We start from the raw sequence: 13040 nt of genomic DNA on the forward strand, positions 1-13040 counted from the left end.
GTCATCGACATCGCTTCAAGAGGAGCAAGGCCCTACTGGGAAGCAGGGCCCTCCAAGCTCCGTCAGGCCGCAACCTTCACCGGGATCTTGAGGTAACGCACCCCATTTGCATCCGCCGGCGGCAGGTGTCCGGCGCGGATGTTGACCTGGATAGAGGGCAGAAGGAGCGTGGGCGCGGAGAGTTTGGCATCGCGCGCTTCGCGCATGGCGACGAAGTCATCCTCGCTCACGCCGTCCTTCAGGTGCACGTTGCCGCGCTCCTCGGCGACCGTTGTCTCCCAGGCATAATGATCGCGACCCGGCGCTTTGTAATCGTGGCACATGAAGAGCCGCGTCTCGGGCGGAAGGGTGAGCAGCTTCTGGATCGAGCGGTAGAGCGTGCGAGCATCGCCGCCGGGGAAGTCCGCGCGCGCCGTGCCGTAATCCGGCATGAACAGCGTGTCGCCGACGAAAATCGCATCCGCGATCTTGTAGGCGACGTCGGCGGGCGTGTGGCCCGGAACATGGAAGACATCCACGTCCATTTCGCCGATTGTGAAGCGCTCGCCGTCCTTGAATAGGCTATCGAATTCCGTGCCGTCGCCGGACACGTCCTGCGCATCGAAGACGGGGCGGAAGATCTTCTGCACATCGCGAATATGCTCGCCGATGCCCACCTTCGCGCCGGTCTTCAGCTTGATGTAGGGGGCGGAGGAAAGGTGATCGGCATGGGCATGGGTTTCGAGCACCCACTCGATGGCATAGCCCTCCTGCCGGGCGGCCTCCAGGATGGCATCCGCCGATGCCATGTTCGCCTTGCCGGACTTATGGTCGTAGTCCAGCACCGGATCGACGATGGCGGCCTTCTTGGTCGCCGGGTCCGCCACCAGATAGCTCACGGTGTTGGTGGGCTCGTCGAAGAACGCTTTGATGATGGGCTTGAGGGGGAAAGTCATGATCCGAACTCCTGTCGAGTAATCGTTCTTGACAAATATATTAGATATATCTAATTTAGCAATATCTAAATTAAAGGATGCGCCATGCCACTCCCTCAGCTCGACATCGCAGCCTTCGAGGCGAATGCCCTTGAGGTCGCGAATATCCTGCGTGCGCTCGGCAACGAGCGGCGCCTGATGATCCTGTGCAAGCTGGTGGAGTGCGGCGAAGCAACGGCAGGTGCCTTGGTCGATGCTTCGGGTTTGAGCCAGTCAGCTCTTTCTCAGCACCTCGCCAAGATGCGGGACGAAGGCATCCTTGCCTTCCGGCGGGAGAGCCAGACGCTCTGGTATCGAATCGCCGATCCCCGGATCGAGCAGCTCATGGCCGAGCTTCACCGTCTCTATTGCCGGCAGGGCAAGCGGCGCTGATCCCATCAAGGAGAAACTATCATGTCCCTTCCCAACATTTCACCCCAAAACGCCAAGGAGCTTATCGCTCAGGGTGCCGTCCTGATCGACGTGCGCGAGGCCGATGAACATGCGCGCGAGCGCATTCCAGGCGCTCGGCACGAGGCGCTGTCGCAGTTGAACGGTCCGCTCCCCATGAATGCAAACGCCGTGATCTTCCATTGCCGATCCGGCAATCGTACTGCCACCCATGCCGGCAAGCTAGCGGCTGCAGCCACTTGCGACGCCTATGTGCTCGAAGGCGGAATCGAGGCTTGGAAGAAAGCCGGATTGCCAGTTGCGCACGACAAGCGCCAGCCCATCGAAATGCAGCGGCAGGTGCAGATCACGGCGGGTTCGCTCGTCGCGCTCGGGGTCATTCTCGGAACCTTCGTCCACCCAGGTTTCTATGCGCTCTCGGGCTTCGTCGGCGCGGGTCTCGTCTTTGCCGGCGTCAGCGGAACCTGCGCGATGGCGCGCCTGCTGCAACTCGCGCCTTGGAACCGCAGAGCTCTTGCATAAAGGGAAACGGCCATGACGATGCTGCTCGCCAATATCGCCTCCATCGGATCGGGAGCCCTGGTCGGCCTCGTGCTCGGCCTCGTGGGCGGCGGCGGCTCGATCATCGCCGTGCCGCTTCTAGTCTATGCGGTCGGCATCGCATCGCCGCATGTGGCCATCGGAACCGGCGCGCTCGCCGTCTCGGCCAGCGCTTTCGGAAACATGATCGCGCATTGGCGCGCTGGAAACGTCAAATGGCGCTGTGCCCTGGTCTTCGCGTCGGCGGGCGTTGTCGGCGCATTGGCAGGATCAACCGTCGCCAAGGCCATCGACGGCCAGAAACTCCTTGCGTTGTTCGGCCTCCTGATGATCATCGTCGGGTTCCTGATGCTGCGCCGGAAAAGCGGATCGGGCGATCCATCCGTTCGCCTGACACGAACTAACGCGCGCATGATGCTGCCCGCCCTTCTCGGCTCGGGATTCGCGGTCGGCCTTCTCTCCGGTTTCTTCGGCATCGGCGGCGGTTTTCTGATCGTGCCCGGGTTGATGCTCTCAACCGGAATGCCGCTCAGCTTTGCGATCGGCAGCTCCCTCGTCGCAGTCACGGCTTTCGGCGCAGCCACCGCTACCAGCTATGCTTTCTCCGGGCTCGTCGACTGGGCCGTCGCCACGCTCTTCATCGGCGGCGGAATACTGGGCGGCATGGGTGGCCTTGTTCTGGGCCGTCTGTTGTCCAATCGCAAACAGGCACTCGGCACGGTCTTCGCCGTCTTCGTCATAGCGGTGGGAGGGTACATAATCCTGCGTGGAATGACCTCCCTGGCCAGTGCGGCCACGCTCAACTGACCGCTGGGCCGAAGGGGCTTCTGAAATAGTGGAACCTCGCTCTCCGCTCCGAGTTCAACCTACGCACAGGGCTCTGCTCCCATCGGTGGCTTACGGCACGGCATTCACTTGATGCCGCGGCTTGGCACGTCATGAACGGACCGGGCTCTCAAGACATGGAACGACTTCGCCTTCAGGAGACCCTATGCCTACCTCCATGCGCTCCGTGCTGCCGACCCTGCTCGCGCTGCTTCTCGGCTATGCCCTCATCCAGATCGGCAATACCTTGCAGGGTACATTGCTCAGCGTGCGGGGCAATCTGGAGCAGTTTTCCCCCGCGCAGATCGGCGCCGTCGGATCGGCGTTCTGGGCAGGCATCGTCATCGGTTCGCTCTGGGCAGGACGCGTCATCACGCAGGTCGGGCACACGCGCACCTTCGCGGCTCTTGCGGCGGTGGCGGCAAGCACCGCGCTGCTTCACATCCTTGTGGTCAATCCTCAGGTGTGGATCGCAGCCCGTGCGCTGACGGGCTTTTGTTTCGCGGGCCTCTTCATCGTGGTGGAAAGCTGGCTCAACGCCTCCGTCACAGCTCAGACACGCGGGCAGATCCTCAGCCTTTACGGCATGACAGGCCTCATCGCGGGCATCAGTGGACAGATGCTTCTGCCTACTGGCGATCCCGGCAGCTTCCAGCTCTTTTGCTTCGTTGCCATTCTCATCTGCCTCTCGCTGGTGCCAACGGCCCTTTCACGCGCCGTTGCTCCCGCCCACGCGGTGAGCGACACCAAGATCAACATTATGCAGCTCTACCGCCAATCGCCGTTCGGCGTGGTGGCGGCCGTGCTCTGCGGCATCACCACGAGTTCGTTCTTTGCACTCGGCCCTCTTTGGGCACAGGAACGCGGATTGAACACGGCGCAGATCGCGATCTTCATGGCCTGCGGTACGCTGGGCGGTTTTCTGACCACATGGCCGCTCGGCTGGCTGTCTGACCGCATGGACAGACGCCATGTGATCATCGGTACATCGGGCATGGCGGCCGCCATCCTGCTGGTAATCATCCACTTCGTCCCGATGGACGGGCCGGCCTGGCTGGTCTTCATCTATGTCGCGATCTTCGGCGGCAGCGTGATTCCCACCTACAGCATCGTTACCGCGCATGTGAACGATATGGTCCGGCCCGGAGAGTTCGTGGCAGCAGCTGGCGGCCTGCTGATCCTGCAAGGTGCGGGCTCGGTGATCGGCCCGGTGATCTCCGGCTTTGCGATGACGGAGTTCGGACGCCTGGGCCTTCTCTACATTGTCATACTGGCGCAGGCGCTCATGGCGATCTGGGGCGCCTATCGCAGCCTCCAACGCGCAGCCCCGCCAACGGAGGAGAAGGAGAATTTCGTGGTCGAACCGACGGTTCCTGTCGGCACACGGCTAGAAGCCCCTTAAGCTGTTGCCGCGCGCCGACCGCTTGAATCAACCACAAGCTCGCCGTCTTCCTTACGAAACTCGCCCAGTTGCGGCGGCAGAATATCGAGCACGGCCTCAGATGGGCGGCAGAGCCGCACTCCGAGAGGCGTAACCACGATGGGTCTGTTGATGAGGATTGGGTGAGCGATCATCGCGTCGAGCAATTCGTCATCGCTCAGCGAAAGATCGTCGAGTTCGAGTTCGTGGTAGGGTGTTCCTTTCTCGCGGATCACGTCGCGAACGCTCATCCCCATGCGCTCGATCAGCTGGCGCAGCAGCAGACGCGTCGGCGGCGTCTTTAGATATTCGATGACATGCGGCTCAACGCCTGCGTTGCGGATGAGGCCAAGCGTATTACGCGAGGTTCCGCATTGCGGATTGTGATAGATGATCACGTCCATGGCCTGCTTTATCCCTCTTGCCGTTCATGAGGACATAGCGCTCCATGAGCGCAGATAGCAAGCGACACGTAGCTTCACGCTCAGCAATCGGAGTCGCGCTGGACCCGCAGACCGGCCAACATCGATTGCAGAAGCGCCTCGTAACGCTCCCGCTCCTCGACTTGCGTTACGGAGAGTTCAAGCACCCAATCGCTCGACATGGGCACAATCAGCGTCTCAATGGTCATGCCATGGCTGTTGGCCGGCAAGTAGGCATCGAACCAAGTCGCCGACCAGCGGATCGCTCCGGTGGAGACGGAGGCCAGCGATACGGATTGCGCGGGACGTCCGAGGAGGTTCTCATAATCTTGCTGCAGTAGGGCTGCGTCGCGGCTGGCAAGATCGGGCTGCGGCATGCCGCGCAATTCATGAGCGGATCGCAAGCCGACCTCCAATTCGGCTTGGGAGAAAGCAGCCTTCAGATGGATGCCGGCCTCACCTGTTTGAGCACGCCATTCCTGCGGCAGGGACAGAGCGAAGCACACTCCCGAGGCGACACGCCCCGCCACGCGAGTATTCCCGGATTGCGGATCGAAACGGGCTTCGACGGCGTCCTGCCAAGAACCAAAGTGACTGTTGGATTGGCCGAGCGGGACATTGGCGGCTTGCGACGTCGAAAGGGTGCAGAAAGCTGCGGCAAACACGGTGGAGCACGACAGCACTTTAAGGGCTTGGAACATCGCACTCCCCAAGGCGATCAATGAGGCCTTCCTATGGCAACGCTCGAATCCTCAGCGGGTTGCACGTCGCGGCGCGGTCTTGAGTTGCAGCGTGCCGGCCCTAACTCGTCAGCAGCTCAACGATTTCAGGAGAGAACACATGAAAGCCGTGATGCGCGCTTCATTCATTGCAACCCTCCTGCTTGCCGCAGGGTCCGCTTCGGCAGCCACATGCCGTGATCCGGCGGGTTTCGAGAAGTGGCTCGGCGACATATCGCAGGAGGCCATTGCGCAGGGCATCTCACCACGCGCCGTGCAGCAGGGTTTGGCGGGTGTCACCTTCGATCAGAGCGTTATCCGGCGTGATCGCGGCCAGGGCGTGTTCAAACAGAGCTTCGAGCAATTTGCCGGACGCATGGTCTCCCCTGCCCGCCTCAAAGGCGGCGCCAACATGCTCAAACGTCACGCGGCCACTCTCTCGCGTATTGAGCAGCGCTTCGGCGTGCCGGCCCCGGTGCTCGTCGCGATCTGGGGGCTGGAGACCGATTTCGGCGCGGTGAAGGGCAACTTGCCTGTCATCCGCTCGGTCGCAACGCTCGCCTATGATTGCCGCCGCTCGGAGTTCTTCGAGGCGCATCTCTTCGATGCCCTGCGCATCGTCGATCACGGCGACCTGACACCCGGCGAAATGCGCGGCGCCTGGGCTGGCGAAATGGGGCAAACCCAGTTCATGCCATCGAGCTACGTGAAATACGCCGTGGACTTCGACGGCGACGGACGCGCCGATCTGCTCCACAGCCCTGCCGACGTGCTGGCATCGACCGCGAACTACCTCAAGGGCCACGGCTGGTCGCGCGGCGGAAGCTGGGAGCCGGGCACGGCGAATTTCGAAGCCATCCGCGGCTGGAACAAGTCACAGGTCTATGCGCGCACAATCGCGTTCTACGCCACCAAGCTCGCCGGCGGCGACACATCGTCCTTCGCGAGCCAATGACACCATGCAAAAAGGGCGGCACCGAGGCCGCCCTTTTCAATGCATCCTTCGCGTTCGATCAGCCGCGAGCGCGGGCGCGGATCATGAAGCTGTCGTAGGCGTATTCAGCCACCTGGAACCAGAGATATTCCTCGCCGCGGAACGCCTTGTAGCTGTCGTAGATTTTCTTGAAGTCAGGGTTCTTGGACGAGATGTCGTCATAGATCTCGTTGGCGGCCTTGTAGGCGGCTTCCATGATCTCCTGCGAGAAGGGACGCAGCTGCGCACCGTTGCCGATCAGACTGCGCAGGCCCGCCGGATTCTTGGCGTCGTACTTGGCCTGCGTATCCACATTCACATAGCCCGCTGCCGCCTGGATGGCCGCCTGATAAGGCTTCGGCAGCTCGTTCCACTTCTGCAGGTTGATGAACATATGGATCGCCGGGCCACCTTCCCAGAAGCCCGGATAGTAGTAGTACGGCGCGACCTTGTTCAGACCGAGCTTGTTGTCGTCGTAAGGCGCCACCCACTCGGCGGCGTCGATGGTGCCGCGCTCGAGGGACGGATAGAGATCGCCGCCCGCGATCTGCTGCGGAATGACGCCGAGCTTCGCAACGATCTGACCGGCGAGACCCGCGATGCGCATCTTGAGACCCTTCAGGTCGTCAACCGTCTTGATCTCTTTGCGGAACCAGCCGCCCATCTGCGCGCCCGTGTTTCCGGCGGGAAGCGCGTAGATGTTGTGCTTGGCATAGAACTCGTTGAGCAGCTCGTTGCCGCCGCCGTGATAGAGCCAGGCATTGGTCTGACGTGAGTTCATACCGAAGGGCAGATTGGTGCCGATGGCGAAGGTCGGATCCTTACCGACATAATAGTAGGAGCAGGTGTGGCCCATCTCGACGGTGCCCGCTGCAATCGCATCAGCCGCCTGCGGCGTGCCGACGATCTCGCCCGGTGCGAAGGGCTGGATCAGAAACTTGCCGTCGGTAGCCTCCGACACGAGCTTCGCGAAAGTCTCGCCACCGCCATAGAGCGTATCGAGGGACTTCGGGAAGGCGGAGGTCAAACGCCAGCGGATCTCGGGATTCGATTGGGCGATAGCGGGCTTGGCGATGGTTCCTGCTGCTGCACCCAGGGCGGCAGCCTTGAGGAAGGCGCGGCGTTTCATGGCGTTTCTCTCACGAACGAAGGTTTCAACGCGCTCGTGAGACACAAAGTTTCAACTAGACGCATCGAAACGCAAAAAGAGGAACGCCTCTCATAAGGAACTTTGCCGTTTGAGGCAGAGCCCCGGAAGCAGGCGAAGCATGCGTCGGGTGCATGCTTCGCCTTATCCAGTGCCTATCGCCGGAGTTCAGAAGATGAGCTGGCCTGCGCTCCAGGCCAGAAGAATGAGGAGGATGAAGGCGAGGAGGAAAAGGCCGAATAGGATCTTGGCGATCGTCTTGGCGCCGGAAGCAACGCCCGTGAAGCCCAAGGCTCCCGCGACCAACGACACCACGAGAAAGATCAGCGCCCATTTCAGCATGTACAAGCCTCGTCGAGTACGGTTCAGCTTGACGTATAAGTGCCGAGCTTAAGCTGAGGTTCCCCTCACATGACGACGGTGACCTTGTCGGCGGCGCGGGTCAGACCCGTATAGAGCCAGCGGCTGCGGTGCTCGCGGAAGGCATAAGACTCGTCGAAGAGCACGAGGTCGTCCCATTGCGAGCCCTGGGCTTTGTGCACGGTCAGCGCATAGCCGTAAGTGAACTCGTCGGATTCGCGCCGCAGGGCAAAGGCGACTTCTTCTTCCGTGCCCAAGAAGAAAGTCTTGTGGACCGCGACCTCCACGGATCTGCGGCGCGCATCGTCGTCGGGCACCACATCCATGCGGAGGAAGTCATTGCGGATGCCGCGCAGCGCCTGGATGCTCCAGGTCCCGCCGTTGAGCAGGCCCTTGGTCTTGTCGTTGCGCAGGCACACGAGCTTCTCGCCGGCCGCCGGCATCGGGTCGCGGTAGCCGTTCAATTCGCGCAGGCGCGTGTTGTAGAGACGGCGCGTCTTGTTCAATCCGACGAGCACCTGATCGGCCGCCATCACGGTGGCGGCATCGATCTCGCGGCGGCGGATGATGCGGCTCTCGCCATAGGTCCCGACTTCGAGCCTGCCGCCTTCCCGCACCATCAGGGAGAGATGGACGATCGGGTTGTCCCTGGCCTGCCGGTGCACCTCGGTCAGCATCACGTCGGGTTCGGCCTCCGTGAAGAAGCCGCCGCCTTTCACGGGCGGTAATTGCGCGGGATCGCCGAGCACGAGAACCGGCTTGCCGAAGGACAGGAGATCGCGTCCGAGTTCCTCGTCCACCATGGAGCATTCGTCGATCACGATGAGGTCGGATTTGGCGGCCTGGCTCTGCCGGTTGATGACGAATTGCGGACCGTTCTCATCCCCCTCCCGCGACCGGTAGATCATGGAATGGATGGTGGATGCATCCGAGCATCCCTTGTTGCGCAACACGAGCGCCGCCTTGCCGGTATAGGCGCCGAAAGCCACCTCGCCGTCGACGCCTTCGGCGATGTGACGCGCAAGCGTCGTCTTGCCGGTGCCGGCATAACCGAAGAGACGAAAGACGGGACGATCCCCGCGCCGAAGCCAATCGGCCACGGCCTTCAGAGCGGCGTCCTGCTGCGGCGACCAGGTCATGATGCTTTCGCCTCGCGGTTCAGGCTGTAGAGCAGGCCGACGACGATGCAGGCGCTGCCGATGAAGACATAAGGATCGAGCGACTCACCATAGAACTGCCAGCCGACGATGGCGATCAGCGGGATGCGCATGAAGTCGAGCGGCACGACCATGGTGGCGTCTCCGCGACGATAGGCGTTGGTCAGGCAATAATGCGCGAGCAGACCGCCAGCGCAGATGCCGATGAACGGCAGGACATGCTGCGGCTCGATGGCGAGCCAGAACGCTCGGCTGACACCGGCGAGGTTCATCGGCAGCTGCAGCAGGTTCATGAAAAAGAGGATCGAGAAGGTGCTCTCGGTCTTGGTCAGGCTCTTCGTCATGATGGCGACGAGAGCAAAGGCGAAGGCCACGCCCAACATTAGGAAACTGGCTGGCTGCAAGGTTTCCAGGCCGGGGCGAAGAATGATGAGAACCCCTGCGAAACCCAGCACGACGGCGACGAAACGCCCCCATGTCATCCGCTCCTGAAGCAGCGGAATCGCAAGCAGCGCGACCCATGCGGGCGTCGTGAACTCAAGCGCGAAAACGGTGGCGAGCGGCAGCAGCGTGAGGCCGAAGGCCCAGCCATCCGTGCCTGCGAAATGCAGAACGTTGCGGGTCAGATGCAGCGTGAAACGCCGCGGCTTCAAACCGGGTCGCAGCTCAGGCTTGATCCCCGCCAGGGCAAGCAGGATCGCAACGCCGGCAAGATTGCGCACCGCCAGCATTTCAAACACCGAGAAGGTGGGCGCGAGCGCGCGCACGGCGACGGCGGTCGCCGAGAAGGCAAGGAGCGCGCCGCTCATCCAGGCGACGACGGCGAGGAGATTGCGATGAGGCAAGATGGACCACGGGGAAATGTTCGATCCCCTCGCTTAACCCGCATCGTGCACCGCGTGAAGAGTCGAGCGAGAGGCAGGTTGCCGCGCATCCATCGGATATGAGCAGATGGAGTCGATTCAGACTCCGCTCTCGGCTAACTCTTGTCGCTACGTCAGGGCGCACGTGAAGTGATTCTTGAGTCACTCGACATGTCGATGTGCATCTTGAGCACCTCCGAGCCGCATTTTTTCGCGTTGAGCGCGAAAAAAAATTTCACCCCTCGAAAGCGGCCTCGACGGCATCTTCAAAACCACATCCAACCCTCTCTTCAAGAAGGGGTTTTCAGCGCGCGCCTCAGAGTCGAAACTGAATGCCGACCAACATCAGCCTTCCCGTAAGTCATTGATGAAAAATGGCTTTCAAGTAGCGCTGAAATTTACTCAGATAGATCCGAAGTGATGCTGAAGAGTCCGAAGAAGAGACTCTGCGAGTCGCATCAGACGCCTTCTATCGAGCACTGAAAGTGCAAGTTCAGGCGCCTCTTCCGCTGAAAGTATCCACAGAAAAAGTGCGAGTTCTACTTTCTACACTTTCCGTTAATCGGAACCCGCTTGGTATAACGACGTTGCCTTCCAAGCGTGACGGTTGCACGCGAAGGCCCTTGAAGGAGGCGGCTATGCCGACAGATACCAAGAACCCGCTGACAGCACTGTTCACGGGTGACACCGGTGCGACCCGCACCAAGAAGACCGGAGCCAAGAAGAAGAGCTCCAAGACCAGCGCGAAGAAGGCCAGCACTTCCTCGGCTCGCAAGAGCACGAAGAAGGCCGGCACGAAGACCGCTGCCAAGAAGACCACTGCCAAGAAGACCGCTGCCAAGAAGACCACGGCTAAGAAGGCTGTGAAGTCGGCTGCGAAGAAGACCACGGCTCGCAAGACCGCTGCCAAGAAGACCACCGCCAAGTCGGCTGTGAAGTCCTCGGCCAAGAAGTCTGCCGCCAAGAAGACCACGGCTCGTAAGACCGCTGCGAAGAAGACCACGGCTCGCAAGACCGCTGCCAAGTCGGCAGCAAAGTCGACCGCCCGTAAGTCGACAGCTCGCAAGTCCACGGCTCGTACGTCGACGGCCCGCAAGGCCACGGCTCGCAAGACCTCCGCTCGCAGCGCAAGCCGCGGTGCAGTGAAGGCTTCGGCCCGCAAGACGGCTGCCAAGAAGACCACGACGAAGCGCGCTGCTGCCGCTTCCAGCCGCACTTCGGCTACGAAGAAGTCCGGCAAGGTCGCAAAGCGTTCGACGGCTCGCAAGAGCCCCTCGAAGGCTCGCAAGCGCTAAGCCAAGCATGCCCCATGCGCCGGGAGAGGTTCACTCTCTGACCGGCGCATGGGCATAAAAAATCGCCCGGTGAAAACCGGGCGATTTTCTTTTTGGGCATGGCCCTGAAATCAGGGGCACTAAGATCAGCGGCCGGTGCTCATAGGATCGCTGTCGCCCCAATAGGGGGTGGCGTTGTAGTAGCGGTGGACATGCTCCTCCCACTCGCGATCATATGAGGCATCATGCCCTTCGGCCGTGCGGCGGGGCGCGCCACGGAGCTGATCTTCCGACAGGTTGAGCTCATAGGCATCAAGCTCGACATTGTACTTCAGGACACTCCAGGGAAGCGTGTAGTATTCCTCGCCCAGGCCCATGAAGCCGCCGAAGCTCATGACCGCATAAGCGACCTTGCCGGACCGTTTCTCGATCATCACGCGCTCAATGGTTCCGATCTTCTCGCCGTCCGAACGGCGGACCGGCGTTCCTTCCACCTTGTCGCTGGCAATCAGGCTGTGGGTCTCACGCACATCGGTGCTCTGTACACTCGTCTCCATTCTTTCACTCCCTTCACCTTCAAGGTCTAAGGCAACGCTGGGCTCCAGAAGCCGTTCCGGCCAAGGCATTGCGCCTTTTGAAGCCAGCAAAGGACTTGCGGCCCTTCCCTCCAGCCTGCGGCATCAAGCGCTGCCATAGGAACCCGGCTGTTCACCGTCACGTTGACCCTCGTTTTTGACCTCAGCCTTTCTTTTGATCCCAAGACAACGAAGGAGATCGCCATGCCTGTTCGCCAGAAGCCGGTCGAAGAGCAGATCGTCGTCATCACGGGCGCATCCAGCGGCATCGGCCTCGCGACAGCGCATATGTTCGCGTCACGCGGAGCCAAGGGCCTTGTTCTGGCCGCCCGCAACGAGGACGCCCTGCGCAAGGTCGCCGACGAGCTCAGCAGGGGCGGCACCCGTGCCATCGCGATCGCGGCGGATGTGAGCAAGCGCGAGGATCTGGAGCGGATCGCCCGGACCGCCATCGACACCTTCGGCGGCTTCGACACATGGGTGAACGACGCTGCGGTCGCCCTCTACGGAAGCCTCGACAAGATCCCCCTGGAGGATCAGCGTCAGCTCTTCGAGGTGAATTACTGGGGGGTGGTCAACGGCTCGCTCATTGCGGCGGAGCATCTGCGCCATCGGGGCGGCACCATCATCAATGTGGGCAGCGTTCTGTCAGAGCGCACCATGATCCTGCAGACGCAATACTCAGCCTCCAAGCATGCGGTGAAGGGCTTCACGGACGGCCTGCGCATGGAGCTGGAGGAACAGGGCGCACCCGTCTCGGTGACGCTGATCAAGCCCTCCTCCATCGACACGCCTTACGTCGAGCATGCCCGCAATTACCTCGACAAGGAAACCGCCGTTCCGCCGCCGTCCTACGACCCGCACCTGGTCGCCAGGGCAATCGTGTTCGCCGCCGAGCATCACCGGCGCGAACTCACCATCGGCTTCGGCGGATGGGTGATCGGCGCCATGGGCAAGGTCGCGCCGCGCATGCTGGACAAGGCGATGGAATGGACGGGCTACGGCTCGCAGACGACCGATCATCCGGAGCGCAAGCAGATGCGCGACAATCTCTATCGCGCCCGCGAGGATGGGGACATGTACTCGTCGCTGCCGGGCGAGCCGCGCAAGACGAGCCTGCTGCTCGAAGCGCAGCTCCATCCCTTCGCGACGGCTGCCGTCCTAGCTGGCATCGGCGCTGCGGTGGCAAGCCTGCTGCTGGCCCCCTTCGCCTCCAACATGCGTGGGCCGCGCCGCCCGAAACGGCCGATGCCGCGCTATCAGCCCGCCATGCGCCGCACCGGCAACGGGCACGACAAGCGCGTCATGGGCCCGGGCCACATGAGCCAGCGCGGCAAGAACGAAGGCCGTCCACAGCCGCGTCACTGATGCTTGCGAGGGCCGGATGCGGTCCGCATCCGG

The 13040-nt window shown here is 61.8% G+C and carries 15 protein-coding genes; 7 read left to right on the forward strand and 8 right to left on the reverse strand.

What is annotated here, in order from left to right:
- Positions 1-62: 62 nt before the first annotated feature.
- Positions 63-935: an MBL fold metallo-hydrolase gene (locus MHY87_RS10670; protein ID WP_239351653.1), complete on the reverse strand. Its 873-nt coding sequence runs from the start codon at positions 933-935 to the stop codon at positions 63-65.
- Positions 936-1019: 84 nt separating this feature from the next.
- Between MHY87_RS10670 and MHY87_RS10675 the strand changes: the two genes are divergently transcribed.
- The 4 genes from MHY87_RS10675 (at position 1020) to MHY87_RS10690 (ending at position 4131) form a co-directional block, all read left to right on the forward strand.
- Positions 1020-1346, forward strand: a complete 327-nt coding sequence (locus MHY87_RS10675) for a helix-turn-helix transcriptional regulator (RefSeq protein WP_239351654.1) — start codon at positions 1020-1022, stop codon at positions 1344-1346.
- A gap of 21 nt (positions 1347-1367) precedes the next feature.
- A complete protein-coding gene (locus tag MHY87_RS10680; RefSeq protein WP_239351655.1) occupies positions 1368-1886 on the forward strand; it encodes a rhodanese family protein in 519 nt (172 codons plus the stop codon).
- Positions 1887-1898: 12 nt separating this feature from the next.
- On the forward strand, positions 1899-2711 hold the full coding sequence (locus tag MHY87_RS10685) for a sulfite exporter TauE/SafE family protein (RefSeq protein ID WP_239351656.1): 813 nt from the start codon (positions 1899-1901) through the stop codon (positions 2709-2711).
- A gap of 184 nt (positions 2712-2895) precedes the next feature.
- Entirely contained in the window at positions 2896-4131 is a 1236-nt protein-coding gene (locus MHY87_RS10690) for an MFS transporter (protein ID WP_239351657.1), read from the forward strand.
- Here the strand turns inward: MHY87_RS10690 and arsC are convergent.
- Positions 4128-4553 carry an arsenate reductase (glutaredoxin) gene (arsC, locus tag MHY87_RS10695; RefSeq protein WP_239351658.1) on the reverse strand — a complete coding sequence of 142 codons (426 nt, stop codon included), beginning with the start codon at positions 4551-4553 and terminating at the stop codon, positions 4128-4130. The two genes, MHY87_RS10690 and arsC, sit on opposite strands and share 4 nt — an antisense overlap.
- Positions 4554-4633: 80 nt before the next feature.
- Entirely contained in the window at positions 4634-5272 is a 639-nt protein-coding gene (locus MHY87_RS10700) for a hypothetical protein (RefSeq protein ID WP_239351659.1), read from the reverse strand.
- 139 nt (positions 5273-5411) lie between these two features.
- Here MHY87_RS10700 and MHY87_RS10705 point away from each other — a divergent pair, with 139 nt between their 5' ends.
- The gene (locus tag MHY87_RS10705) at positions 5412-6245 is read left to right on the forward strand and encodes a lytic transglycosylase domain-containing protein (protein ID WP_239351661.1); all 834 of its coding nucleotides are present in this window, start codon (positions 5412-5414) and stop codon (positions 6243-6245) included.
- 58 nt (positions 6246-6303) lie between these two features.
- Here MHY87_RS10705 and MHY87_RS10710 read toward each other — a convergent pair whose 3' ends face one another.
- From MHY87_RS10710 to MHY87_RS10725, 4 genes are all read right to left on the reverse strand, one after another.
- On the reverse strand, positions 6304-7392 hold the full coding sequence (locus MHY87_RS10710) for a TRAP transporter substrate-binding protein (RefSeq protein WP_239351663.1): 1089 nt from the start codon (positions 7390-7392) through the stop codon (positions 6304-6306).
- 186 nt (positions 7393-7578) lie between these two features.
- The gene (locus tag MHY87_RS10715) at positions 7579-7752 is read right to left on the reverse strand and encodes a DUF1328 domain-containing protein (protein WP_239351664.1); all 174 of its coding nucleotides are present in this window, start codon (positions 7750-7752) and stop codon (positions 7579-7581) included.
- Positions 7753-7817: 65 nt separating this feature from the next.
- Positions 7818-8909 (reverse strand): ATP-dependent RecD-like DNA helicase, encoded by a 1092-nt coding sequence (locus MHY87_RS10720; protein WP_239351665.1) that lies wholly within the window; start codon positions 8907-8909, stop codon positions 7818-7820.
- Entirely contained in the window at positions 8906-9772 is an 867-nt protein-coding gene (locus MHY87_RS10725) for a DMT family transporter (protein WP_239351666.1), read from the reverse strand. The genes MHY87_RS10720 and MHY87_RS10725 overlap by 4 nt, the downstream gene beginning before the upstream one ends.
- A 656-nt stretch (positions 9773-10428) precedes the next feature.
- On the opposite strand from MHY87_RS10725, the gene MHY87_RS10730 reads away from it, so the two are divergent.
- Positions 10429-11085 carry a hypothetical protein gene (locus tag MHY87_RS10730; protein ID WP_239351667.1) on the forward strand — a complete coding sequence of 219 codons (657 nt, stop codon included), beginning with the start codon at positions 10429-10431 and terminating at the stop codon, positions 11083-11085.
- Positions 11086-11210: 125 nt separating this feature from the next.
- Here the strand turns inward: MHY87_RS10730 and MHY87_RS10735 are convergent, their stop codons facing one another.
- The gene (locus MHY87_RS10735; protein WP_239351668.1) at positions 11211-11621 is read right to left on the reverse strand and encodes a PRC-barrel domain-containing protein; all 411 of its coding nucleotides are present in this window, start codon (positions 11619-11621) and stop codon (positions 11211-11213) included.
- A gap of 222 nt (positions 11622-11843) precedes the next feature.
- Here MHY87_RS10735 and MHY87_RS10740 point away from each other — a divergent pair, with 222 nt between their 5' ends.
- Positions 11844-13007 (forward strand): SDR family oxidoreductase, encoded by a 1164-nt coding sequence (locus MHY87_RS10740; RefSeq protein WP_239351669.1) that lies wholly within the window; start codon positions 11844-11846, stop codon positions 13005-13007.
- Positions 13008-13040 lie beyond the last annotated feature (33 nt).

Source organism: Microvirga sp. ACRRW (assembly GCF_022346925.1).
In the GTDB taxonomy this organism is placed as follows: Bacteria; Pseudomonadota; Alphaproteobacteria; order Rhizobiales; family Beijerinckiaceae; genus Microvirga.

Excerpts from the sequence above, each read along its gene's own strand:
- MHY87_RS10670 (WP_239351653.1), bottom strand. The coding sequence starts at position 935 with ATGACTTTCCCCCTCAAGCCCATCATCAAAGCGTTCTTCGACGAGCCC.
- MHY87_RS10675 (WP_239351654.1), top strand. The coding sequence starts at position 1,020 with ATGCCACTCCCTCAGCTCGACATCGCAGCCTTCGAGGCGAATGCCCTT.
- MHY87_RS10680 (WP_239351655.1), top strand. The coding sequence starts at position 1,368 with ATGTCCCTTCCCAACATTTCACCCCAAAACGCCAAGGAGCTTATCGCT.
- MHY87_RS10685 (WP_239351656.1), top strand. The coding sequence starts at position 1,899 with ATGACGATGCTGCTCGCCAATATCGCCTCCATCGGATCGGGAGCCCTG.
- MHY87_RS10690 (WP_239351657.1), top strand. The coding sequence starts at position 2,896 with ATGCCTACCTCCATGCGCTCCGTGCTGCCGACCCTGCTCGCGCTGCTT.
- arsC (WP_239351658.1), bottom strand. The coding sequence starts at position 4,553 with ATGGACGTGATCATCTATCACAATCCGCAATGCGGAACCTCGCGTAAT.
- MHY87_RS10700 (WP_239351659.1), bottom strand. The coding sequence starts at position 5,272 with ATGTTCCAAGCCCTTAAAGTGCTGTCGTGCTCCACCGTGTTTGCCGCA.
- MHY87_RS10705 (WP_239351661.1), top strand. The coding sequence starts at position 5,412 with ATGAAAGCCGTGATGCGCGCTTCATTCATTGCAACCCTCCTGCTTGCC.
- MHY87_RS10710 (WP_239351663.1), bottom strand. The coding sequence starts at position 7,392 with ATGAAACGCCGCGCCTTCCTCAAGGCTGCCGCCCTGGGTGCAGCAGCA.
- MHY87_RS10715 (WP_239351664.1), bottom strand. The coding sequence starts at position 7,752 with ATGCTGAAATGGGCGCTGATCTTTCTCGTGGTGTCGTTGGTCGCGGGA.
- MHY87_RS10720 (WP_239351665.1), bottom strand. The coding sequence starts at position 8,909 with ATGACCTGGTCGCCGCAGCAGGACGCCGCTCTGAAGGCCGTGGCCGAT.
- MHY87_RS10730 (WP_239351667.1), top strand. The coding sequence starts at position 10,429 with ATGCCGACAGATACCAAGAACCCGCTGACAGCACTGTTCACGGGTGAC.
- MHY87_RS10735 (WP_239351668.1), bottom strand. The coding sequence starts at position 11,621 with ATGGAGACGAGTGTACAGAGCACCGATGTGCGTGAGACCCACAGCCTG.
- MHY87_RS10740 (WP_239351669.1), top strand. The coding sequence starts at position 11,844 with ATGCCTGTTCGCCAGAAGCCGGTCGAAGAGCAGATCGTCGTCATCACG.